Origin of the sequence: Leeuwenhoekiella aestuarii (assembly GCF_004104055.1) — a bacterium.
GTDB classification, from domain to species: domain Bacteria; phylum Bacteroidota; class Bacteroidia; order Flavobacteriales; family Flavobacteriaceae; genus Leeuwenhoekiella; species Leeuwenhoekiella aestuarii.
Map to the genome: position 1 here is coordinate 163,694 of NZ_QOVJ01000001.1, position 23,668 is coordinate 187,361.

The window sequence follows — 23,668 nt, forward strand, 5'->3', positions numbered from 1 at the left end:
TTTCTTTATCTAAAATCTTCTCTTAAAACGAATAACTCAGAAGAAAATGAAAATCAGGAAACAGGAAAAAATCATCTGCGTTTTGATCTTCTAAATCATAAGCAACTCCTACTCCTGCTGCCAGTTCAAAACTAAAATTATTCCAGATTTCTCTGCGCATACCTGCATTACCCGCAAGTGCGAGTGACGAAATAACATCATCTTTATGATCATTTCCTATTGTAAACCAATCGGGTTGAAAGGTAGTTTTCAAACTCACATAGTCTGCAGAGTTATTGGAGGTATGTCTACCTTTTTCAGCTCTGCTTTTAATGCTATGATACCAGCGTGGTTCAATCTCAATTTCTGGGATAAGCATATACAAATAATTGTAATCTGTCACATAGCCTTGTGTGTAACCACCGGTAAGACCTACTTGACTCCTAAGCACAACCTCATCAGAAAATTTTGCTTCATTAGTGAACCAAACACCAAATAACGTTCCTTGCAGACTCCATAGAGATTGCTCTACTGATGCTGCAGCCGAAATTTCTTCTTGTGCAAAACTTTGAAATTGCGCACAGACAATTGTAAATACGAGTAGTAATTTTCTCATAATAATGAATTTGGGTTTAAAAAATTCAAAATTAATATTTCAAAAAAGAAACTTCATTTTTTTTTTAAATACAAGCATAAAAAAAGCCCTTCGGTGAAGGGCTTTTTATTTTTTTCTTAATGACTATCGCGCAAAATACACGTAAATACCTATAACAATAAGGCATATAACCGCTCCCACTTGTTTTACATATTTAAAAGGTTCTATAGAAACCTGCTTGGTATATTCTAATACAAATGGTTCTTTTCTAGGATAAAACTTACCAATAATTAACATGATAGCAATGTTTAATACAAACAAGATCGCCATAATATGCAAGTAGTGAGGATAAGCCTCTGCCTCAACCATTCGCAATGCTTCAACATCTGTTATCCCACTCGCCTTAGCTGTATCTAATGCATCATTAATAAATTTAGGCTTCAATAAAAATTGACTTACGATATACATTAACGAACCTAAAATAATACCAATTTTTGCTGCTATAGCCGGTACACGCTTAGTTAAATACCCAACAACAATTATTGTAAAAATTGGAATACTGTAAATACCGTTGATCTCCTGCAAGTAACTGAATAAACTTCCTGCATTTGCAATTAAGGGAGCAATAAACATTGCCGCAAGTGCCAGACAAACTCCAAAGATTTTACCGTATTTGACAACAGTACGCTCTGAAGCATCTTTATTGATGTGTTCTTTATAAATATCTATACCAAATAAGGTCACCGAACTATTAAGAACGCTATTAAAAGAACTCAGGATCGCACCAAATAATACTGCCGCAAAAAAGCCCATTAAAGGTTTTGGTAAAACAGCTCTTACTAACTCAGGATAAGCCAAATCACTACTAGCTAAGCCACCTTCAAAATAATAGAACGCAATCATACCGGGTAATACTAAAATCACCGGACCTAATATCTTTAAAAATGCAGCTAACATAAGTCCTTTTTGACCTTCTGCAAGACTCTTTGCTCCAAGACCCCGCTGAATGATTTGCTGGTTTGTTCCCCAGTAAAACAACTGCACGAGCATCATTCCTGTAAAAATTGTAGAGAAAGGCACTTCTTGACCAGGCTCACCAGTAGAATCAAAACGCTCAGGATTTGCATCAACAAGTACTTTTAATCCATCTAAAACACCACCATCTCCAATAGCCATTAAACCAAAAACAGGAATTAACACCCCTCCAATGATCAGACCTATTGCATTGATACTGTCTGAAACAGCTACAGCTTTAAGCCCTCCAAAAACCGCGTAAATAGATCCTATTATTCCTATTCCCCAAATACAGATCACTAAAGCCGTAGTATCAGAAACACCTAATAATTCAGGAACATCAAACATACCACTTATCGCAACGGACCCTGAGTATAAAATCACCGGTAATAACACCACGACATATCCCGTGAGGAACAGTCCAGAAGTTATTGTTTTTGTAGCCTTATCAAATCGTTTAGACAAAAACTGCGGCACCGTTGTAAGCCCACCCTTTAAATAACGTGGTAACAGAAAAACAGCTGTTACTACTATAGAAAGTGCAGCTAGTGTTTCCCAGGCCATCACAGAAAGACCATCTTTGTAGGCACTTCCGTTAAGCCCAACTATCTGTTCCGTAGATAGATTGGTAAGAAGCATCGAACCCGCTATTACACCAAAGGTTAAACTTCGCCCTCCTAAAAAATAACCATCAGAGGTTGATTCATCAGATTTTCTGACTGACCACCAGGATATGAGAGCCACGAGAATTGTAAATGCTAAAAAAGATATTAATGCCATAATCTACATAGTATAAAAACAACCTCAACGAAACCGTTGTAGTAAGCAACTCTGAGGTTATAAAATTTTCAGGCGCTAAAGTAATGTAATTATCGTGTTTTGCTCACTGAATTTTATCTAAAAACGAGCATTAATAATAAAAAAACCTGAGATTTTAGCAAAATATAGATTTTATACCCGTGTTTTTACAAATGTTTCAAAAACATTGTTGAAAGCGTGTATAACAAAGAGTAGCACTAACTGTAGAACAACTTAAGTTTTTAAGGTCAACTTTCAACTACCTGAAAAATTAAAGAAAAAATCATTATTTTTAAACGTAAAAATTACATTTAATATTATATATGTATCTTTACAAAAAAAATTCTAGGAGGCATCTCAAAGAATTTAAAGCTCGGTAATCGAGTATAGTAAACTTAACTTAAACCAAACGGTATTTTGGCAAATCAAATCACACGCGCTCAATCTCCTGAGCAACTTGCTCAATTGGGCCATTTTAATGCTGAAGTCATTATAAATTCTCCCGGAAGAGTGAATCTGATCGGGGAACATACAGATTACAACAATGGCTTTGTTATGCCCACAGCGATAGACAAAACCATCCAGTTTCATTTAAAGAAAAACGGCAAAGCATCACATTGTAGCGTTAGCAGTTTAAACTACGATAGCTTTTTTGAGTTTGATTTAGCTGTTGAAGATCATAATGAAGCAGAATGGACCAAATACATTGTAGGTGTTACCGAAGAAATAAAAAAACTAGGTCACAAACTTGAAGGTTTTGATTGTATGATGCTGAGCAATCTACCTATGGGAGCAGGTATCAGCTCGTCTGCAGCACTTGAATGTGGTTTGGCTAGAGGGTTGAGTGAATTATTTAACCTCAACTTGAGCAATCTGGAGATTGTTAAGCTTTCTCAAATGGCAGAGCACAATTATGTAGGCACTAAATGTGGAATAATGGATCAATTCGCATCTGTTATGAGCGAAGAAAACCACGTGATCAAATTAGATTGCAAAAGCTTGGAATATGACTTACTCCCTTTTGCCATTGAGCCTTATAAACTTTTATTGCTGAATACTAATGTTTCTCACAGTTTATCTACCAGTGAGTATAATGTGCGTAGACAAGAGTGTGAAACCGGTGTCGCCTTATTGCAAAAATGGTATCCGGAAGTTCGGTCTTTACGAGATGTAAATCTAAAACAGCTTGAAGCTCATAAGGCAGATTTTGATCCAGTAGTTTACAACAGATGCTCTTATGTAATCGAAGAAAATGAGCGTGTAAATAAAGCCGCAAAAGCATTAAAAGCTGAAGACCTAGAGACCTTTGGCAAATTGATGTACGCCTCTCACGAGGGACTTCAGCATAAATATGAAGTGAGTTGCAAAGAATTAGATTTCTTAACCGAATTTTCTAAAGATCACGAGGGCATTTTAGGATGCAGAATGATGGGCGGTGGTTTTGGGGGCTGCACGATTAATTTAATTCATCAGGATGCTGCAGAAGATTATATAGAAGCTGCAAAAAAAGCTTACTTTAAAGAATTTAACCGCAACCTTACCGCTTTTACAGCAATGCCAGCAAATGGTGGGGAACGCTTACACTAATAAAAATAAAAATCCATGGTAGATTTTAATGATAATTCGCACAGACGTTATAACATATTAACCGGAGAATGGGTTTTAGTTTCTCCACATAGAACCAAGCGCCCGTGGCAGGGTAAAGAAGAAGACGTGGTTGTAGAAGAGCGCCCGTCTTATGACCCTAGCTGTTATTTATGTCCGGGAAATGAGCGTGCCGGCGGGCACACAAACGAAAACTACAAAGAGCCCTGGTCTTTTGTAAATGATTTTGCTGCTCTCAAAAACGATGTTCCTCAAGCAAAATTTAAATCCGGACTATTAAAAGCCGAGTCGGAAAGTGGAATTTGTAAGGTAGTTTGTTTTTCTCCAGACCATTCGCTTACGCTTCCGGTTATGGAAGTTTCTGAAATTGAAAAAGTAATCGCTTTATGGCAACACGAGTTTAGAGAACTGGGCAAAAAACCCGATATCAATCAAGTTCAAATCTTTGAAAATAAAGGAGCAACGATGGGTTGTAGCAATCCGCACCCCCATGGGCAAATCTGGGCACAGCGCACCATTCCACAGGAAGTTTCAAAAAAGAATAAACAGCTTCGCGAGTATTGGAACAATAATAAATCAAGCTTACTTGGTGATTATATCAATGAAGAATTAGAATTAAAAGAACGTCTTATTGTAGATACTGAATTCTTTGTCGCGTTAGTTCCCTACTGGGCTGTTTGGCCTTACGAAGTAATGATCTCACCTAAAAAGCAACACCGTACTATTTTAACGCTTTCTGCCGAAGAACGTCTGGACTACGCTAAGATCATTAAAGCAGTAACTATAAAATACGATAACCTGTTTAAGATCTCTTTCCCTTATAGTTCAGGAATTCATCAGGCACCTACAGATGGTCAGGATTGGGACTCATGGCATTTTCATATGTCATTTTACCCGCCATTGCTGCGCTCAGCGACGGTAAAGAAATTTATGGTAGGCTATGAAATGTTTGCAACTCCACAAAGAGATATAACTGCTGAGATGGCTGCAAAAACTTTACGTAATTTAGCAGACGAACATTACACGAAAAAATAAAATGTCTACTAAAACCACTCTTAAGGGAATTGCTGAACACTTAAACCTCTCTATATCTACAGTTTCTAAAGCGCTCGCAGATAGTCCGGAGATAAGTGACTCAACAAAATTATTGGTAAAAACTGCAGCTAGACAACTTAAATACCGGCCTAATGCAATGGCACGTGGTTTAAAAAGTAGCCGCACCAATACTCTTGGAGTTGTTATACCTAATATCATGCATAATTTTTTTGCTAAGGTTATTGTAGGTATGGAAGAAGAGGCTACAAAAAACGGTTACAGTCTGGTGACTTGCATTTCTAATGAGTCTCTAGAGAAGGAAAAGCAAAGCCTCCATATGCTAAGCGATGTTTCGGTTGATGCAATTATCATAAGCCTTACTTCTGAAACTCAGGAAACAAATGAAATAGAGCATCTTAAAGATATTCTGCACTATGATATTCCATTAGTTATGTTTGATCGTGCAAATAGCGATTTGGCTTGTGATAGTGTGGTCATCAATGATTACAAAGGTGCTTATGATGCTGCAGCTTATTTGTTGAAAACTGGATGTAGAAACATTGCATTTCTTTCTACGCTTAACAACACTTCCGTAGGCAACAAACGTTTATCTGGATATCAAGCCGCATTAAGCGATTACGACAATACGCTAGTTCCAAAAGTAGTATATACTAAGCTGACAAGCCTAGAAAATGACCTGGGTACTTTTATCGAAAACAATGATATCGACGGGCTCATAACTACAGATGAGTCTAGTGCTATTTATTCCATGAACACACTTCGAATTAAAGGAAAACAAGTTCCGGAAGATGTAAGTGTAATTGGTTTTACAGATGGAAATCTAGCTCGTAATTATTTCCCCTCTGTGACTACTGTTAAGCAACAAGCTGAAATTATGGGAAAAAAGGCAGTGCAAATTGCATTGAAAAACCTCAACAACAAAGATCAGCACGAGCCAGTACAAGAAATCATTGAGACAGAATTAGTAATTAGAAACAGCACCAAAACAATTTAGATTCAATACTATTCTTCTAAAAAAGCGAGAAGCCGGTTCTAACTTAATTAGAACCGGCTTCTCGCTTTTTATCAGGAAAATAAACTATTCTATTCCGCGAACTTTCTTCTCCCAATCCCAAGCAGATCTTAATGCATCTGCTAAAGACAATTGTGATTTCCAGCCCAATTCACTATTTGCTTTATCGGTATCTGCGTATGCAGCGACAACGTCTCCTTCGCGGCGATCTACTATTTTATAATTTAATTTTTGACCCGAAACTTGTTCAAAAGTTTCAATTACTTCCAGAACTGAACTACCAGTACCCGTACCTAAATTAAACACTTCGTAATTGGTTTTATTTTTATCTTCTACCAATCGCGTAAGTGCCATAACATGCGCCTTAGCCAAATCTACTACGTGAATATAATCGCGTACACAAGTCCCATCAGCGGTAGGATAATCATTTCCAAAAACAGAGAGCTGCTCTCTTAAACCGGCAGCAGTCTGTGTAATAAACGGCACTAAATTTTGTGGAACTCCAAGAGGTAACTCCCCAATTTCAACACTAGGATGCGCACCTATTGGGTTAAAGTAACGTAAAGCAATCGCTTTGAATTTATCGTAAACTTTAGTCGTATCTCTTATAATTTCCTCCCCTATTTGCTTAGTGTTTCCATAAGGAGATTCAGCCGGTTTCACCGGTGCGTTTTCAGTTATAGGAAGTTCATCTGCCTGACCATAAACTGTACACGAAGAACTAAAAATAAAGTTAGCCGAATCTTTTGCTGTGAGTTCTTGCAATAAATAAACTAAAGAACTCAGGTTATTCTCATAATACAATAAAGGTTTATGCACGCTTTCACCCACTGCTTTAGATGCAGCAAAATGAATTGCTCCGACTATATCTGCGTATTTTTTAAAAAAAGCTGAAACTGCATTTTTATCACGAAGGTCTAATTTTTCAAAATCCGGCTTTTTTCCGGTTATAGCTTCTATCCCGTCTAAAACTGCTTCTGAAGCATTAGACAAATCATCTATAATAACAACCTCATAGCCCGCATTTTGCAATTCTACTACGGTATGCGATCCTATAAAACCTAAGCCTCCTGTTACTAATACTCTCAAAATTCTGCTTTATTATTTTCAACGGAAAGCTTTTCTAAAGCCGCGTCAATATTAAAATCTTTTAATGAATCTATAATCATATCCGGCCCAAAAGCATAGTTATCAATGTGTTTTGCTTTTGAAACACCAGATAAAGTAAGTATGGTTTTATAACCCATTTGTATAGAGCCTAAAATATCAGTATCCATCGTATCACCTATGACGATGGTCTGGTCTGTGGTAAGTCCTAATTTCTTTCGTGCAGCACGCATCATAACCGGGCTGGGCTTTCCTACTGAAAATGCCTTGCGACCAGTAGCTTCTTCAATCATTTTAACAATCGCCTTGATTCCCAGGTTAGACCAACCTATTTTCATCGGAGAAGGGTCTAAGTTAGTCGCGATAAGTTTGGCTCCGCCTAAGATCATATCCACAGCATTGTTTGCCATTTCTAACGTGAAGTTTCTTCCTTCACCCACTACTACATAATCAGGATCTTGCGTCACAAGACTATAACCGTTTTCATGTAAGCTAGTAAGAAGTCCACCTTCTCCTAAAACATAGGCTGTTCCGTTAGGCTTTGTAAAACCTAAGAACCACGCGGTAGCCATTGCGCTGGTATAAACATTTTCTTCTTCAATGCTTATACCCATAGGCTTGAGTTTATTTACAACATCAATAGGGCTGCGCTGACTGTTATTAGTCATAAACAAAAACGGTATTCCACGCTCTTGCAATGTTTTTATAAATGTATCTGCTCCTGGAATTAGGTCATTACCACTGTAAATAACCCCGTCCATATCTATTAAAAATCCTTTATCCATCGGGTAATTTGCTTTAAATGTAAAATTAACTTTTAAAGTTAAGCATGTTGTACTTTTTGAACAAAAATTAAGCTTCTATCTCGTTGTCGTAAAAGTGAGTAGCATCGTAAAGCAACTCATCTAATTTTGCATTTTCGAAGCTTACACGCGCTTCATCCCAATCGAGATAATTGATAAAATCTTCAACAGCTATTTGCTGATACTGATTGATGGTGTTGATATCAAAATAAAGCCTTCCGGTTCTTCTTACAAAAAAATCAGCTAAGCTATTTGTCATCTCATAATGCACACTATACCAAAGCTCTGCACGCAATAAACGATCATTTACATCAGTATTTCTAAAATAATTGATCTTGTTCTTTATAATCTCGGTTTGCTTACCATAAGTCGAAGTTAAATACCAAGCTTTATACTCAGCATTCTCAATATTCAGAAATTCTAAAACCTCTTGCAATTGCGCCTGATACTGTTCTACTTCGGTTGAATTACGCATCGCATGAGACGTTAGAGCGATATGCTGTGTACGGGACTCGTCAAAAGTCTTATCGTATTTTTCTTTAAGACGTTTACTAACGGTTTCATTAACCCGTTGTGCCATTTTTCGGTATCCGGTTAACTTTCCGCCAGCGATTGAAATCAAGCCGCTTTTACTGATGAACGTTTCATCTTTTCGCGACAGCTCAGAAGGATCTTTTTCTTCTTCGTGAATAAGCGGTCGCAAACCTGCCCAACTTGATTCTACATCTGCTTCGGTTAAATTGATATCGGGAAATGTACCATTAACCGCATCAAGCAAATACTTAATATCATCTTTTGTAGCTACGACGCGATCTAAATTTCCCGAATAATTGGTATCTGTCGTACCCACATAAGTAACTCTACCGCGCGGAATCGCAAAAATCATACGCCCGTCTGACACATCAAAATACAGTGACTGATGTACGGGTAATTTTTCCTTCGAAAAAACCAAGTGCACCCCTTTTGTGAGGTGCAAATGTTTATTATTCATCGACTCATCTTTCGCCCGAAGCTTATCTACCCAAGGTCCGGCTGCCGAGACAAAAGTTCGACCTTCTATCTCAAAAGATTGACCGGTATTGTGATCCAAACAATTTACGCTCGTAATCTTGCCTTTATAGTTGTAGACAAAATCACTCATCTCACAGTAATTGAGACAAACCGCACCAAACCCGGCGGCTTTTTTCATCAATTCTATAGTGAGACGTGCATCGTCTGTGCGATACTCGGCATAATACCCACCTCCCAAAACTTTAGATTCATCCAGAATAGGTTCGCGCTCCAGCGTTTCTTCTTTAGTAAGCATCTGGCGTTTATCATCGCCTTCAACACTAGCGAGCAAATCATAGACTTTTAGACCTATTGAAGTCAACGTTTTACCATATTGCCCACCTTCAATTAACGGAAGCAACATCTTTTCCGGAACTACCAAATGCGGAGCCAGTTTATGAACAATCGCCCGCTCTGTACCCGATTCTTTTACCAGACCGATTTCCATCTGTTTAAGATAGCGCAAGCCACCGTGAACCAACTTGGTACTTTTATTACTCGTTCCCGAAGCAAAATCATTTTTCTCTACGAGGCACACACTCATTCCACGGGTCGCAGCATCTAGAGCAATCCCAGCTCCGGTAACACCACCCCCTATGATTACCAAATCAAATTTTTTCTTCTTGGCTTTTTTAATGTAGCGTTTACGGTCTATAATACTAAAACGCAGCGGCGTTTTTTCTTTTTCTAAACTTTCGGCATAGCCAGAACGGGTTCGCATCACTGCCAGATCCCATCCTTCTTGTTTGTGATTACGCTCACGAACACCCATTTTTGTTTCAAAAATAAGTTCTATTTTACGCAAGGAGGCGATATCTTTTTGTGTCCAGATTTCTGCTTTTATACCTGCGAGTAGCGCTGCTCCCATTGCAGTTACCTCTAACATCTCTGGGCGATCTACCTTAGCATCAAGCAAATCTGCCTGAAACTGCATCAGATAATCATTTGCACAAGCGCCACCATCAACTTTTAATGTTTTGATCTGCTTACCGCTGTCTTGTTCCATCGCTTTGATCAGATCACTCACCTGGTAAGCCATAGCTTCAACAGTAGCTTTTACAAGTTCTTTTCTACCGGTACTAAAGGTTAAACCTTGAATACTTCCTTTTGCGTTTCCATCCCAATAAGGAGCACCTAAGCCGTTAAAAGCAGGGACAAAAAACAAATCTTTAAGCGGCGGAATACTTTGACAAATTGCGTTAGTTTCTTCGGCATTCTCAATAATCCCAACCTGGTCACGCAACCATTGTATAGAAGCTCCTCCAACAAAAACACTTCCTTCTAAAGCATATTTAGGTTTCTTATCTTCAAGTGTGCAACAAAGTGTGGTAATAAGTCCATTCTTTGAGAAAGAAGGTTTTTTACCGGTATTGAGCAACATAAAACATCCGTTACCGTAGGTGTTCTTTGCCATCCCAGATTTATAACCACCCTGACCAAAAAGTGCCGCTTGCTGATCTCCCGCAACTCCGTAAATAGGAAATGAAGTATTCTGATAGGTAATGCTTCCAAAATCTGATGAAGAAGGTTGTACTTTAGGCAGCATATTTTTTGGGATACCCAACTCTTCAAGCAAGTCATCATCCCAGTCCATCTCTTTAATATTATAAAGCATGGTCCTGCTCGCATTGGTGTGGTCTGTGCGGTGTTTTCCCGTAAATTTAAAAATTAACCAACTGTCTACTGTTCCGAATAGCAGGTCCCCGGCTTCTGCTTTTTCACGAGCATCTTCAATATGATCCAGAATCCATTTAATCTTTGTTGCCGAAAAATAACTGTCTATTACAAGTCCTGTATTTTTAGCTATATAGCGAGAGAGACCACGTTCACGCAGTCCCTCACAAATATCTTCAGTTCGTTTATCAAGCCAGCAAATCGCATTGTAAACAGGTTCTCCTGTATGCTTATCCCAAACGATCGTCGTTTCTCGTTGATTGGTAATACCTATAGCTTTTATAGCTTTAAGAGGAACATTTGCTTTTGCAATCACATCTTCAAAAGTCTCCTGCTGATCTCTAAATAGCTGCATAGGGTCGTGCTCAACCCATCCCGATTGTGGGTAATGCTGTGTCAGTTCTTTTTGAGATACTGCAACAATCCCACCTTTCTCATCAAATAAGATGGCTCGGGTACTGGTTGTTCCCTGATCAAAAGCTATGATATATGAAGTGTTCATCTATAAGAATTTATATCGTATTTCGTGACGGTAAACGGCATCAGGTCTTAAAACCGTTGACGGGAAGTTAGGATGGTTAGGAGAATCGGGGAAATATTGAGGCTCTAAACACAGCGCCGGAGACGGTCCTTGTATTGCTCCGTATTTATTAGGCACAGCACCTATACCAGCTGCACTGTAAAACTGAAGACCAGGCTGTGTGCAATGCACTTCCAGCTTAGGAGAACCGCCAGGTGCGACTAAAATAGCTGCCGGAACCTCATCACTGTATTTTTCCAGCACATAATTATGATCAAAACCTCCATCAAGTTTTGATAGCGATCCTGCTAATGCTTTTGATTTTTGAAGATCAAAAGGCGTACCTTCTATCTGTAAGACTTCTCCAGTTGGTACGTTATTTTCGTTTTTAGGTAATATGCCGCCACCATTTATTTGCAGGGTATGTTCAGCAATACCTTTTCCGCTGTTTGGGTTGAGATTAAAATACTCGTGACGCGTCAAGTTAACTATAGTCTCTTGGTCTGTAGTAGCTTCTAAACGCATAACAAGCTCGTTAGCATCGGTCAGTTTTACAAACATTTTAGTCAACAGATTCCCCGGAAAACCTTCTTCTCCATCTTTACTCATATAACTAAAAACGACCTCGTCATCCAGTTCGGCAACATTCCAGATTTTTTTTCCAAAACCTTCAAAGCCCCCATGCAATTGGTTAGTGCCTTCATTGGCACTTAACGCTACTTTTTTTCCATCTAAAACAACTTCGGCGTGCGCAATTCTATTTGCGTTTCTCCCTATCAATTGCCCCAAAAAATACGTGTCATTTTCGTAAGTAATGAGATCATTATAGCCCAAAACCACATCGGTATAATCACCGGCATCCGGCACAATTAAACGTTGTAAAATAGCACCATACGTGATAAAATGTGCTTCCATCCCAGATGGATTTTTTAAAATTACTAAAGAAACGGAGCGCCCGTCTTGCGTGGTATCAAAAGGTTGAATTGTTATCAATGGAAAGTTTTTTATAAAGTTAAATATATAAAATACTGAAGGGATACTAGCCGAATTTGCACGCTCTTTTGTCACTATGACCCAAAACAGACATTATAGAGATTTATTTATAAAACAAACCACAAAAGGTTTTTCTTCGTAGGTTTTACAGCAACCTATAACAACTCAAACCCTTAATGAGATTCGCACTAATTTTCATACTATTGATTCCAATTTGTGGCTTCGGTCAGAAAAAAACTATAGACAAATTACTCGATGTTTATAACACGCGCAGTGTGCCTTATATTTCGGTGCAAGAACTCAAAATGCAACCGGAAGCCTATATCATTCTAGACACACGTAAAAGAGCGGAATTTAATGTGAGTCATCTTCCTAATGCGGTTTGGGTGGGAGAAAAACCTGATGAAGAATTGTTTGATTCTATCCTGAATTCAAAAAAAACAGTAGTAGTCTATTGTACAGTTGGCATTCGCAGTGAAGACTATGGCGAAAAATTGAATCGGACGAACAACAAGCAACTCTACAACCTTTACGGCGGCATCTTCGCCTGGAAGGATGCTGGTTATGAAGTGCTTGATCTCAAAGGCAAACCCACTGAAAAAATCCACACATTTTCAAAAAATTGGCAAGATTATTTAAAAACCGGGATCGCAGTTTATTAATTTTGGTTATTTAATTAAAAACGTGCAATGGGTTTATTAAGCAAAAAAGACACAGACGAAGAAAAAGACTTCGAAGCAGAATTTCATTTCCCCACATCAGACAAAACCCTTTTAATTTTTACCCGAAATCCAGAATTGGGTAAAGTAAAAACACGTCTTGCCGGCGGAGTGGGTGACCAAGCTGCCCTGGAAATCTATACATTTTTACTGAAGCACACGGTAAGCATAACGCAGAGCTTAACGGCCGACAAGCAGGTGTTTTATTCTGAGAAAATACGCTCTGGTGATTTTTGGGATGAAGAAAAATTCACTAAAAAACTACAACACGGGGAAGATCTGGGCTTACGCATGCAACGTGCATTTCAAGACGCTTTTAAAAGCGGCTATCAAAAAGCAATAATAATAGGCAGTGATATGTATGACCTGTCGCAAAAAGACCTCGAGCAGGCTTTTAATGCACTGGATGATCACGATTTTGTAATAGGGCCCGCAGAAGATGGCGGCTACTATTTACTGGGAATGAACGAACTTAAAGCTGAACTCTTTCAGCATAAAAAATGGGGTACAGAAACCGTTCTTAAAGACACACTTGCCGATTTGAAAGAAGAATCTGTTAAATTGCTGGAAACCCGTAATGATGTAGATTACTACGAAGACATAAAAGGTATTGAGGCGTTTTTCCCTTTTTTACCACAACATTTGAAATAAACAACCTATGAAAAAATTTATTGAAGAATCTGCGCAATTCTTAAAAGAGCGTGGCTTTGAAGCTCCCGAGATCGGTATCATTTTAGGAACCGGCCTTGGGCAGTTTGTTGACAAAGTTGAAATCATCAGCTCGGTAAGTTATAATCACATTCCAAATTTCCCTACAGCCACCGTAGAATTCCATACCGGAAAATTGATTTACGGTACGCTGGGCGGAAAAAAAGTGATCGTAATGCAGGGGCGTTTTCATATTTACGAGGGCTACACCTTACGTGATGTAAGTTACCCGGTACGCGTTATGAATGAACTGGGCATCAAAAAACTCCTCATAAGTAATGCGGCAGGCGCCATCAACCTCAACTTTAAGAAGGGCGAAATTATGCTCATTGAAGACCACATCAATTTGCAGGGCGGCTCTCCTTTAGCGTTTAAAGGTGTTGAGCAATTAGGTTCTCGTTTCACTGATATGAGCGAACCCTATGATGTACCTATGCGGAATATTTTAAAAGAAATCGCTGCAGAAAATAACATCACGTTGCACGAAGGTGTTTATACATCAGTGGTAGGACCTCAGCTTGAAACCCGCGCTGAATATCGCTTCTTAAAGATTATAGGTTCTGACACAGTGGGAATGAGTACCGTTCCCGAAGTTATTGTAGCCAATCACCTCGATCTGCCTGTTGCTGCTGTTTCGGTAATCACAGACGAGTGTGACCCTGAGAATCTGGAGCCGGTAAACATTCAGGATATTATGGATGCTGCTGCACTAGCCGAACCGAATATGGTACTGCTTTTTACACAACTCATCGAAAAACTTTAGGATTTTCGGTCTTATAAAAACCATACTTTACAAATCTCCGTAACTACTCATGTAGTTATGAATATTGAATAACTCGAAACAAAAAACAAAATGGCTAATAATTATTACGATCCCGCAGACCTTAGAAAATTTGGTAAAATCACCGAATGGAGTGAAGAACTAGGCACAAAATTCTTTGATTACTATGGAAAAGTTTTTGAAGAAGGAGCCCTTACCGCTCGCGAGAAAGCGCTTATTGCACTCGCTGTTGCACATACCGAGCAATGTCCCTATTGCATCGATGCCTATACCAAAGACAACTTACAACGCGGGGTTACAAAAAAGCAAATGATGGAAGCCATTCACGTAGGAGCTGCTATTAAAAGCGGTGCGACTTTAGTACATGGTACCATGATGATGAATAAGGTTAATAAGTTAGAAATGTAAGCCTTGGCTAATTATTTCATTAACTAAACCTTATCTTAGTCATTGCTGAAAAAGAAAAAAATACTGTATGTCTGTAACTAAATCAAAAAAATCCCTTCACAAACGTCATGATGATCTGGCTCAGGCGAATAAACAGCTTGAGATTTTATCGGGTGGTATTTTTGCTGATGGAGAATTACCCACGTTTGCAAAAAAAATAAAGGAAACCAATCAGTTTCCCTTACGTCCTAAAAAGCTAGAGATCCTGCAAATCAATGTGGGTTATATGTGCAACCAGGTTTGTGAGCATTGTCACGTAGATGCCGGTCCAGATCGTAAAGAGATCATGACCTGGGAGACGATGGAACAATGTCTCGAAGTGATTAAAAACACAGGTGCACACACGCTTGATTTAACCGGTGGCGCTCCTGAGATGAATCCGCATTTTAGACGTTTTGTTGAAGAAGCCAGCAAAGCCGGCATCAAAGATTTTATCGTGCGCAGTAACCTTACCATTATTCGTGCGAATAAAAAATATTACGACTTGCCTGATTTTTTCAAAAAACACAACGTTCACGTGGTGAGTTCTATGCCGCACTGGACACGAGGAAAAACCGATAAGCAACGCGGCGAAGGTGTTTTTGATCTTTCTATAAAAGCCTTGCAGGAATTGAATGAAAGAGGCTACGGAATGCCCGATAGCGATTTGCGCTTAGACTTGGTTTACAATCCCAATGGTGCGTATTTACCTTCTGATCAGGCCGGAATGGAAAAAGATTTCAAAAAAGCCCTGATGGAAGATTTTGGGATTCAATTTCACAACCTGTTTGCCATAACCAATTTACCTATCGCCCGTTTTCTGGATTACTTAATCGCTTCAGAAAATTATGAAGATTATATGTATCAACTCGTAGATGCCTACAATCCGGCTGCAGTTGCAAATGTGATGTGTACCAATACGATTTCAATCAGTTGGGACGGGTGGTTGTATGATTGTGATTTCAACCAAATGTTAGATTTAAAAGTCAACAGTAAGGTGAAGCATATTTCTGATTACAACGAAGATTTGCTTAACGATCGTGACATCATCATCTCACAACATTGCTACGGTTGTACTGCGGGCGCAGGAAGCAGCTGCCAGGGAACAGTTGCTTAACTCAATAGCACGCATTTTTATTGAAGACGAAAACTGCCATATTAATTTTTGCCCGTTCGGCGCAGCAAGAAGCATTAGATAAAGGGTTTCGCAATGCGATCTCTGTTTTTGAAGTGCTTAATGCTCAGGTTTTAAAGACGGTTAAACAAACCGGACTGCCGTATTTTTTATATTCGGAAGAAAAACAGCGAGGAGCTACATTTGGCGAGCGGTTTACTCATGCAATACAGGACATTTACAATCTGGGGTTTGACCAGATCATCTGTGTAGGTAATGACAGTCCGCATCTTACTAAAAAGCATTTCATCGCGGCTGAAGAACATTTGAAAACCTGCCCGTTAGTTTTAGGGCCTTCAGTTGATGGTGGTTTTTACTTAATGGGGCTAAGAAAGTCACATTTCAACCCGGTATCCTTTTTAAAATTACCGTGGCAGACTCAAGGTTTAATGACCAGCATTATTCGCCTGGTACATTCAAAAAAGATTGAAGCTGCATTTCTCGAAACGCTTCAGGATCTGGACACCGCTTCAGACATTTCGCAACTTTTACAAGTCAAAAAAAGCCTTCCGTTCAAGATTCAACACCTTTTAAAGAAGTACGTTCAGAAAGCCTTTCAAACTTCCTATTATCAAGACCTCTTTTTTCAAAAGGTCTGTTCGCTTACTTATTACAATAAAGGTTCTCCGGCTAGTTTAAGTATTTAAGACACATTCTCTTTGTCTTGCTGCTCGCTGTACATCTGGCAGCTTTCTTTTACTAATCTGAAACAAAAAAATGAAACACCTTTATTTTGGGCTTATGCTCTTGCTTTGTGCATTTGCAAACGGCCAGACTACCATTACGGGTACGGTAACCACATCTAGTGATGACTCAACCGTTCCGTTCGTAAACGTTATTGCTGTGGGCACAGATGCTGCAACAATCACCGATGAAAATGGAAACTATCAAATTGAAGTGCCTGAAGCAGGATCTCAACTGCGTTTTTCAGCAATAGGATTTAGTACCCAGACTATTGCGATTAACGGGCAAACTACCATCAATATCAGCTTACAAGAATCGACTACAGATTTAGATGAAGTCGTCATCACAGCTTTAGGTCTCGAACGCGAAACCAAAGAGCTGGGCTATGTGGTGCAAACCATAGAAGCCGAAGAAGTTTCGGAGGTAAAAGCTCCCAACTTTCTGGATAATCTTGCCGGAAAGCTTGCCGGTGTAACGGTGTCTCAAGGTGCGACCGGAGTGGGATCTTCTTCAAAAATCACCATACGTGGAGAAGCTTCTTTTTCTAATAACAATCCGTTGTTTATCGTTGATGGAACGCCCATTAACAACAACACCGTTTTTAATGAAAGTAATGAAGCTGCGGCCGGTTTTCAAGAGATCGATTTTGGTAACGGCGCGATGGAAGTGAATCCTGATGATATCGCTTCGGTAAGTGTTTTAAAAGGACCAAGTGCTGCTGCACTATACGGTACGCGTGCCTCAAATGGGGTTATTATTATTGAAACCAAAAACGGAAGTCAACGTAAAGGATTGGGCATCAGCATCAACACTTCACTGTTTATAGATACACCTTTTAAACTGCCGGAATTTCAAAATCAATACGGTCAGGGAAATTCGGGGCAATTTGAATTTGTTGACGGTTTAGGCGGCGGGATTAATGATCTTATCTCCTATTCATGGGGACCGCGTTTAGATCAGGGCACCTTGATCGCTCAGTTTGATTCCCCGGTAACCTTAGCCGATGGAACTGTTGCTCGCGGCGGTGATACTTCGTTATACTCAGGGAACACCATCACCCCAACGGCCTTCAATTCACATCCCGATAATCTGAAGGATTTTTACGAGACCGGAGTCACCACAATAAACAATGTGGCTATCGGCAGCAGTTTTGACAAAGGAAACTACCGCATTTCATTTACCGATCTGCGCAGTGAAGCTATCATTCCCGGCGTCAATCTCGATCGACAGACTGTAGCTACAAAACTGAACTTTAAACCTACCGACAAAACAACATTTAATGCCTCTATAAGCTATGTAAATTCGGGGAGCGACAACCGCCCTTCTAATGGGTACGGTAGTGAAAATGTGAATTATGCACTAGTGGCCTGGGGACCGCGCTCGCTAGACATAAACAGTTTGCGCCAATACTGGCAACCGGGTCTTGAAGGTGTACAGCACTATTCTTTTAATTACACGTATTTCGATAATCCGTTTTTTACGATGTACGAAAACCGCAACTCGTTTAACCGGGATCGTGTTTTCGGGAATATGTCGATTAAACAACAGATTACAGATAACCTGAGCATATCGCTTCGTTCGGGGATGGATTATTCTAGTGAAACCCGCAAATTACGCCGGGCTTTCAGTTCAAATCGTTTTAAAAATGGAGGTTACGCTGAGCACGATGTGTTTTACCGAGAGATCAACACCGATTTCCTGATCAATTACAAAACTATTTTTGGTGCTATTTCTTTAGATGTTTCGCTGGGCGGAAACCGTCTGGATCAAAAAGCATCAACAAAACAATCGCAAACCGTTAATCTTGCGCAACCGGGTATTTTCAATCTGAATAATGCTGCATCGCCTATTGATGTGTTTCAATTTGAATCAAACAAACGTATCAATTCGCTCTACGGAATTGCAAAGCTAGGCTACCGCGGATTTCTATTTCTGGATATAACCGGCCGTAACGATTGGTCGAGTGCACTGGCTACACCATTTTCGGTTGACGGGACTTCCTTCTTTTACCCTTCGGCTTCTGCTAGTTTTATTCTTTCTGAAGTTGCAAAATTGCCCGAAGCACTCTCCTATGTACAACTTCGTGCGAGTGTGGCACAAGTAGGTAACGACACGCAACCCTATCAAACCAGCGGTGCGTTTATTTCGCAGACGCCTTATATTGGTCAACCTACGTTTAGTGATCAAAATTTCATACCAAATGCCAATTTAAAACCCGAGCAAACAACGTCCTATGAAGTGGGAGCAGATATTCGCTTTTTAAAAGATCGCATTCGTCTGGATGCGACCTATTACAATGCGTTGACTAAAGATCAGATCATCTCCCTGCCTATCGCGATTTCTTCAGGTTACAATCAGCAGGTGGTAAATGGCGGTGAAGTTCGTACCCAGGGGGTTGAGCTAATCGCAGCTATCACACCGGTTTTGACCGGTAATTTCAAATGGAATACCACCTTTAATTTCAGCACCAGTACTTCACGGGTAGAAAGCTTACCACAGTCTGACGGAAGACTGACTCTGGCTTACAGCCGAATCTATGATAGTGCCAATCAAACGGTTTGGTTTCAGGTTGAAGAAGGCGGAAAAATTGGGGATATCTACGGAACCGGGTATCAAAAAACCGAAGACGGTCAATTCATTTTAACCGCAGACGGAAGCTATATCGCAGATAATAATCTAAAGAAAATAGGGAATTACACCCCCGATTTTATGTTGGGCTGGAACAACAGTTTTAATTATAAAAACTGGAATTTGAGTTTCTTATTCGACTGGAGACAAGGTGGCGAACTCGTTTCGCGTACGCGTGCATTAGGAACCGTTGGCGGCCAGCTTGCAGAAACCGCTAATCGCCCTGCAGAAGGTATAATTCCGCAAGGAGTTGTAAATGTAGGTACAGCTGCAAATCCGCAATACGAACCCAATACTACGGCAGTTTCAGCAGAAACCTATTACCGTCAGTTTTACGATCGCAACCACGAAGAAAATAATATTTATGACGCTTCCTTTTTGAAGCTGCGTCAATTTTCTTTGGGCTACACCTTCAATCTAAAAGATGGCTTTTTAGGCTTATCTAACGGCATGGACATCGATCTGGCGCTTGTGGGTCGCAATCTGTTTGCATTATCAGAGATTCCACATTTTGATCCTGAGCAACTCGCGGTTCAGGGAACCGGTTTTGTTAGCGGTGTTGAAGATATGAGTTATGCGACCACGCGTAGCATTGGTTTAAAAGCGGGCTTTAATTTCTAAAGCCTTAAAGGCTATCTAAACGTTTAAAAAGATGAAAAATACACTATATAAAATACTGATGGTAACGCTGGTTGTTTTTACCGGATGCACAGCAGATTTTGAAGAATTAAATACCAATCCCAATGCGCCGGTAAGCGTACAGCCGGGATTGTTGCTTCGGCAGGTGATTTATGATTTTGGCGAGCAAATGAGTTATGAAGGTTTTGCCGCCGGTGATTTGTTATCACAACACCGCACCGCATTAGATTTCAATTTATTTGATCGTCACGCGCTAAAATCTCCACAATTGGGCGGAAATCCCTGGCCGATATTTTACACCAATCTTAGAGATAACGAATTGTTATTACAACAAGCTCAGAGCAGCGAGACCTTTAAAGTTTATGAAGGCCCCGCCTTGATTTTAAAAGCCTATATGGCACAAGGCCTAACGGATCTTTTTGGCGACGTTCCCTATTTTGAAGCTTTTGATGGTATTAACGGAACGGTAACAGCCACCTACGATGCTCAGGAAGACATCTATCTCACCGAAGGCGGCATTCTGGATAATCTGGATCAAGGTATAGCTGCGCTCAACGCATACGACGGTGCCGTAGCTTTAGAAGGAGATTTGCTTTTTTCGGGAGACTTAGACAATTGGGTTCAGTTTGCAAATTCGTTAAAACTGAAAGCTTTGATGCGCATTTCAAGCCGGGAAGATGTGGCAGGTGAAATCGCTTCCATTTTTGCTGCCGGAAATTACATCGGTAACAATTCAGACAATGCGGTTTTTGATTTTACAAATTCGGCTCCTAATAGTTTCCGCTTTGCGCAATTAAGGGCAGGAGATTTCAACAACTTTGTACTTTCTGAAACCATGGAAGAAATCTTAACTGATCTTGATGACCCGCGTATCGCTGTTTTCTTCAGGCCATTTGCAAATTCAACTTCAGGAGCATTTAACGGATTGATCAACGGGATTAACGCCTCGCAAACTTCTATTGAACCCGCAAACTATTCCCTTGCGGGAACGCTTTTTAGAGAGAACACCGCTCAACTAGACGCTAATTTTATGACGGCGTGGGAAACACAGTTTATTCTTGCAGAAGCAGCAGCAAAAAGATATATCTCAGCAGACGCAGAAACCATATACAATACAGGTGTTCAACTGGCTTTTGAGTATTGGCTCACCGAATTACCGGCTGATTATTTGTCTGGTGCTGCAGCTTATGATGCGCCCGGCACCACGCCTCTAGAACAAATTATCACCCAGAAATGGATTGCCAATATCATCAACGGCTATGAGGGTTGGGTAGAATGGCGCCGCACGGGCTTCCCGGAATTTAAACCGGTTGCTGCGAGTTTGAATGATGGACTTATCCCTGTACGTATGCCTTATCCTGCAGAAGAACAAGCGCTGAATGCAGACAACTATCAAGCTGCGGCAGCAGCGACAAATGACAACAGTCTGAATGCACCGGTATGGTGGGATAATTAATTTTTGAATTTATAAACAACTAACATTGAATATAGCAATCTGGCAATGGGGTTTAATAAGCGTATCAAGTTTGGTACTGTTTGTTATTTCGCCACTGGCCAAAACTAAAAGTGACTTCTTCAAAGCTACACACCGTAAAAAAGCACCCAATGTGTTTATGCTTACGGGTAGTCTCATTATCTCCTGGATTTTTGCAAAAAGCATCACCAATGCTGCAAATTTAGGATTAGAATTTGGTATCGTAGGTGGGGTTGCTTATGCAGGCTATTACCTGTCTTTTGCCATCGCCGGGATCTTGATTTATAACATTCGTACGCGGGGTGGTTATGAAAGTTTACATGAGTTTTTTACCTCACGATTTGGTAAAAACGCGATGCGCATCTTCTCCGTTTTAATCGCAATACGACTCTTTAACGAGGTTTGGAGTAACACGATGGTAATCGGTAGTTATTTTGGAGATCTGGGCAGCACACCCTATTATGCTTCCATAATCGTGTTTACATTACTTACCCTGGCATACTCTTTAAAAGGTGGGCTCGGCAGTTCGATCTTTACCGATGTAATTCAGATGGGGTTATTCGGGATTTTGCTATTTGTGGTTTTAGCGAGTATTTATTCAACAACAAATTTCACCGTTGCAGAAACTGTAACCAGTGGGGTTTGGAGTTTTGATATGGGCTTGAATCTGCTTTTTGCAGCGCTTTTGCAATCCTTTAGCTATCCCTTTCACGACCCGGTTTTGACAGATCGGGCATTTTTAAGTTCGCCAAAAGTCACCTTAAGCAGCTTTCTTCTAGCCACTGTTATCGGTGGGGCTTGTATTATTTTATTTAGTATGATTGGCGTGTATGCTAAAACTATGGGAATGCAGGGACAGGCGGCTGTAGAAGTGGGCAAAGCCTTTGGAACCGTTATATTACTCATCATTAATTTTATTATGATCACCTCAGCGGCTTCTACCCTGGACTCTACGTTCTCATCGTTCTCAAAGTTGGCTGCTATCGATTTAAAGCTGGGCGAAAGCATTTCTGTTGGAAGATTAGCAATGTGTGTGCTGGTGGTTTTAGGAACCATACCTATTTTTCTGGATGCTGAAATCTTATCAGCAACCACCATCTCGGGGACTATGGTTATTGGCCTCACCCCCATTTTCTTTTTCTGGAAATTACCGGCGCCAAAAATCAGTTTTTATCTGAGTATTTTCTGTGGAATCGCTTTTGGTTTTTTATTGATTTTTGACCTCATCCCAGGTTCCTGGATTTTAACCAGCGGCCCTTATGCTGACTTGCTTTGGGTGAATATTTGGGGAGTCTTTTCGTGTTTAATTTTATATATGATTCCGGCATGGATAAAACTGTGGTAAATAACCTTGAGACAAGCCAGACCTCTAAAGATTCCAATGGCGATAATCGAGTACATTTGGGTTCCTTAACAGGAAAAGTGTTATTGTTTGGTGGCGTGTATAGCAATCTTCAGGCATTAGAACAACTCAAGCGTATAGCCGAAGAACAAGGCATTCCGCCCGAAAATTGTATCTGTACGGGTGATATTGTGGGCTATTGTGCGCAGCCTGAAGAAGCGGTTCAGCTCTTTAAAATCTGGGGAGCAAAAAGCATTTTGGGGAATGTGGAAATCCAGCTGCGGGACGGGGCTGAAGATTGCGGCTGTGACTTTAGAAAAGGTTCACGATGCGATGGGTTTTCGCAGCTGTGGTTTCCGTATGCACAGAGTAAGCTGAGTAAAAGTTCACTTGATTTTATCTCGACACTGCCCGATCATATTGATTTCCAATATGCAGGAAAAGAGGTCACAGTCGTTCACGGTGATTATTTCAACGTTTCCGAATTTATATACAAGTCAACCGAGTGGCAAATCAAACAAAAAAACTTTGATGCAACCGGTGCCGATGTGATTATCGCCGGCCATTGCGGATTGCCCTTCCATCAGGAAAAGGAAGAAAAAATCTGGCTCAATCCCGGCGTGATCGGGATGCCGGCAAATGATGGTTCGCCTCAGGTTTGGTACGCAGTTCTTGATGATTCGATGGCAACCTTCCATTTTAAACATCATCAGATGGAGTACAATTACAAACTGGCAAATGCCAGAATGCAAACCGACTTTTTACCACAAGAATATGCCCGTACGCTAATCACAGGAATATGGGATAATACCGAGATTTTGCCCCCTTACGAGAGTGGACTGCAGGGCTTCGGTATTCAATTATAAAAAAATTTTAACCCGGGATGG

The 23,668-nt window shown here is 40.2% G+C and carries 19 protein-coding genes; 13 read left to right on the forward strand and 6 right to left on the reverse strand.

Going from position 1 to position 23,668, the window contains the following annotated elements; translation table 11 throughout:
- Nucleotides 1-22: 22 nt before the first annotated feature.
- Nucleotides 23-595, reverse strand: coding sequence for a hypothetical protein (locus tag DSM03_RS00750; protein ID WP_128761468.1), 573 nt, complete (start codon nt 593-595; stop codon nt 23-25).
- Between the two features lie 123 nt (nt 596-718).
- Nucleotides 719-2,368 (reverse strand): solute:sodium symporter family transporter, encoded by a 1,650-nt coding sequence (locus tag DSM03_RS00755; RefSeq protein ID WP_128761469.1) that lies wholly within the window; start codon nt 2,366-2,368, stop codon nt 719-721.
- 435 nt (nt 2,369-2,803) lie between these two features.
- Here DSM03_RS00755 and galK point away from each other — a divergent pair, with 435 nt between their 5' ends.
- The 3 genes from galK to DSM03_RS00770 are packed head-to-tail and all read left to right on the forward strand — an operon-like array spanning nt 2,804 to nt 6,041.
- A complete protein-coding gene (galK, locus tag DSM03_RS00760; RefSeq protein WP_236638842.1) occupies nt 2,804-3,973 on the forward strand; it encodes a galactokinase in 1,170 nt (389 codons plus the stop codon).
- Between the two features lie 15 nt (nt 3,974-3,988).
- Nucleotides 3,989-5,026 (forward strand): UDP-glucose--hexose-1-phosphate uridylyltransferase, encoded by a 1,038-nt coding sequence (locus tag DSM03_RS00765; protein ID WP_128761470.1) that lies wholly within the window; start codon nt 3,989-3,991, stop codon nt 5,024-5,026.
- Between the two features lies 1 nt (nt 5,027).
- Nucleotides 5,028-6,041 carry a LacI family DNA-binding transcriptional regulator gene (locus tag DSM03_RS00770; RefSeq protein ID WP_128761471.1) on the forward strand — a complete coding sequence of 338 codons (1,014 nt, stop codon included), beginning with the start codon at nt 5,028-5,030 and terminating at the stop codon, nt 6,039-6,041.
- A gap of 84 nt (nt 6,042-6,125) precedes the next feature.
- Here the strand turns inward: DSM03_RS00770 and galE are convergent, their stop codons facing one another.
- From galE to DSM03_RS00790, 4 genes are all read right to left on the reverse strand, one after another.
- Nucleotides 6,126-7,148, reverse strand: a complete 1,023-nt coding sequence (gene galE, locus DSM03_RS00775) for a UDP-glucose 4-epimerase GalE (protein WP_128761472.1) — start codon at nt 7,146-7,148, stop codon at nt 6,126-6,128.
- Entirely contained in the window at nt 7,145-7,951 is an 807-nt protein-coding gene (locus tag DSM03_RS00780; RefSeq protein ID WP_128761473.1) for an HAD-IIA family hydrolase, read from the reverse strand. The genes galE and DSM03_RS00780 overlap by 4 nt, the downstream gene beginning before the upstream one ends.
- 67 nt (nt 7,952-8,018) lie before the next feature.
- Nucleotides 8,019-11,195 (reverse strand): glycerol kinase GlpK, encoded by a 3,177-nt coding sequence (gene glpK, locus DSM03_RS00785; protein WP_128761474.1) that lies wholly within the window; start codon nt 11,193-11,195, stop codon nt 8,019-8,021.
- Nucleotides 11,196-12,206: an aldose epimerase family protein gene (locus DSM03_RS00790; RefSeq protein ID WP_161567082.1), complete on the reverse strand. Its 1,011-nt coding sequence runs from the start codon at nt 12,204-12,206 to the stop codon at nt 11,196-11,198. It abuts the gene before it with no gap.
- Nucleotides 12,207-12,382: 176 nt separating this feature from the next.
- Here DSM03_RS00790 and DSM03_RS00795 point away from each other — a divergent pair, with 176 nt between their 5' ends.
- From DSM03_RS00795 to DSM03_RS00840, 10 genes are all read left to right on the forward strand, one after another.
- Nucleotides 12,383-12,868, forward strand: a complete 486-nt coding sequence (locus tag DSM03_RS00795) for a rhodanese-like domain-containing protein (RefSeq protein ID WP_128761476.1) — start codon at nt 12,383-12,385, stop codon at nt 12,866-12,868.
- A 27-nt stretch (nt 12,869-12,895) separates the two neighbouring features.
- The gene (locus tag DSM03_RS00800; RefSeq protein ID WP_128761477.1) at nt 12,896-13,576 is read left to right on the forward strand and encodes a TIGR04282 family arsenosugar biosynthesis glycosyltransferase; all 681 of its coding nucleotides are present in this window, start codon (nt 12,896-12,898) and stop codon (nt 13,574-13,576) included.
- Between the two features lie 7 nt (nt 13,577-13,583).
- Nucleotides 13,584-14,396, forward strand: coding sequence for a purine-nucleoside phosphorylase (locus tag DSM03_RS00805; RefSeq protein WP_128761478.1), 813 nt, complete (start codon nt 13,584-13,586; stop codon nt 14,394-14,396).
- A gap of 90 nt (nt 14,397-14,486) precedes the next feature.
- A complete protein-coding gene (locus DSM03_RS00810) occupies nt 14,487-14,822 on the forward strand; it encodes an arsenosugar biosynthesis-associated peroxidase-like protein (RefSeq protein WP_128761479.1) in 336 nt (111 codons plus the stop codon).
- Nucleotides 14,823-14,889: 67 nt separating this feature from the next.
- Nucleotides 14,890-15,957, forward strand: a complete 1,068-nt coding sequence (gene arsS, locus DSM03_RS00815) for an arsenosugar biosynthesis radical SAM (seleno)protein ArsS (protein ID WP_128761480.1) — start codon at nt 14,890-14,892, stop codon at nt 15,955-15,957.
- 20 nt (nt 15,958-15,977) lie between these two features.
- Nucleotides 15,978-16,661: a TIGR04282 family arsenosugar biosynthesis glycosyltransferase gene (locus DSM03_RS00820; protein ID WP_128761481.1), complete on the forward strand. Its 684-nt coding sequence runs from the start codon at nt 15,978-15,980 to the stop codon at nt 16,659-16,661.
- Nucleotides 16,662-16,731: 70 nt separating this feature from the next.
- The gene (locus tag DSM03_RS00825; protein ID WP_128761482.1) at nt 16,732-19,947 is read left to right on the forward strand and encodes a SusC/RagA family TonB-linked outer membrane protein; all 3,216 of its coding nucleotides are present in this window, start codon (nt 16,732-16,734) and stop codon (nt 19,945-19,947) included.
- Nucleotides 19,948-19,978: 31 nt separating this feature from the next.
- Nucleotides 19,979-21,421, forward strand: a complete 1,443-nt coding sequence (locus DSM03_RS00830) for a SusD/RagB family nutrient-binding outer membrane lipoprotein (RefSeq protein WP_128761483.1) — start codon at nt 19,979-19,981, stop codon at nt 21,419-21,421.
- Between the two features lie 25 nt (nt 21,422-21,446).
- Nucleotides 21,447-22,784 carry an SLC5/6 family protein gene (locus DSM03_RS00835; RefSeq protein ID WP_128761484.1) on the forward strand — a complete coding sequence of 446 codons (1,338 nt, stop codon included), beginning with the start codon at nt 21,447-21,449 and terminating at the stop codon, nt 22,782-22,784.
- Nucleotides 22,766-23,647, forward strand: a complete 882-nt coding sequence (locus DSM03_RS00840) for a metallophosphoesterase family protein (RefSeq protein WP_128761485.1) — start codon at nt 22,766-22,768, stop codon at nt 23,645-23,647. Before DSM03_RS00835 ends, DSM03_RS00840 begins: the two co-directional genes overlap by 19 nt.
- The last annotated feature ends 21 nt before the right edge of the window (nt 23,648-23,668 follow it).

Bases quoted from the DNA above. Each gene is read 5' to 3' on its own strand.
- DSM03_RS00800 (WP_128761477.1), top strand. From the start codon at position 12,896: ATGGGTTTATTAAGCAAAAAAGACACAGACGAAGAAAAAGACTTCGAA.
- DSM03_RS00755 (WP_128761469.1), bottom strand. From the start codon at position 2,368: ATGGCATTAATATCTTTTTTAGCATTTACAATTCTCGTGGCTCTCATA.
- DSM03_RS00825 (WP_128761482.1), top strand. From the start codon at position 16,732: ATGAAACACCTTTATTTTGGGCTTATGCTCTTGCTTTGTGCATTTGCA.
- DSM03_RS00830 (WP_128761483.1), top strand. From the start codon at position 19,979: ATGAAAAATACACTATATAAAATACTGATGGTAACGCTGGTTGTTTTT.
- DSM03_RS00805 (WP_128761478.1), top strand. From the start codon at position 13,584: ATGAAAAAATTTATTGAAGAATCTGCGCAATTCTTAAAAGAGCGTGGC.
- DSM03_RS00810 (WP_128761479.1), top strand. From the start codon at position 14,487: ATGGCTAATAATTATTACGATCCCGCAGACCTTAGAAAATTTGGTAAA.
- DSM03_RS00750 (WP_128761468.1), bottom strand. From the start codon at position 595: ATGAGAAAATTACTACTCGTATTTACAATTGTCTGTGCGCAATTTCAA.
- DSM03_RS00770 (WP_128761471.1), top strand. From the start codon at position 5,028: ATGTCTACTAAAACCACTCTTAAGGGAATTGCTGAACACTTAAACCTC.
- arsS (WP_128761480.1), top strand. From the start codon at position 14,890: ATGTCTGTAACTAAATCAAAAAAATCCCTTCACAAACGTCATGATGAT.
- glpK (WP_128761474.1), bottom strand. From the start codon at position 11,195: ATGAACACTTCATATATCATAGCTTTTGATCAGGGAACAACCAGTACC.
- DSM03_RS00765 (WP_128761470.1), top strand. From the start codon at position 3,989: ATGGTAGATTTTAATGATAATTCGCACAGACGTTATAACATATTAACC.
- DSM03_RS00795 (WP_128761476.1), top strand. From the start codon at position 12,383: ATGAGATTCGCACTAATTTTCATACTATTGATTCCAATTTGTGGCTTC.
- DSM03_RS00840 (WP_128761485.1), top strand. From the start codon at position 22,766: ATGGATAAAACTGTGGTAAATAACCTTGAGACAAGCCAGACCTCTAAA.
- DSM03_RS00780 (WP_128761473.1), bottom strand. From the start codon at position 7,951: ATGGATAAAGGATTTTTAATAGATATGGACGGGGTTATTTACAGTGGT.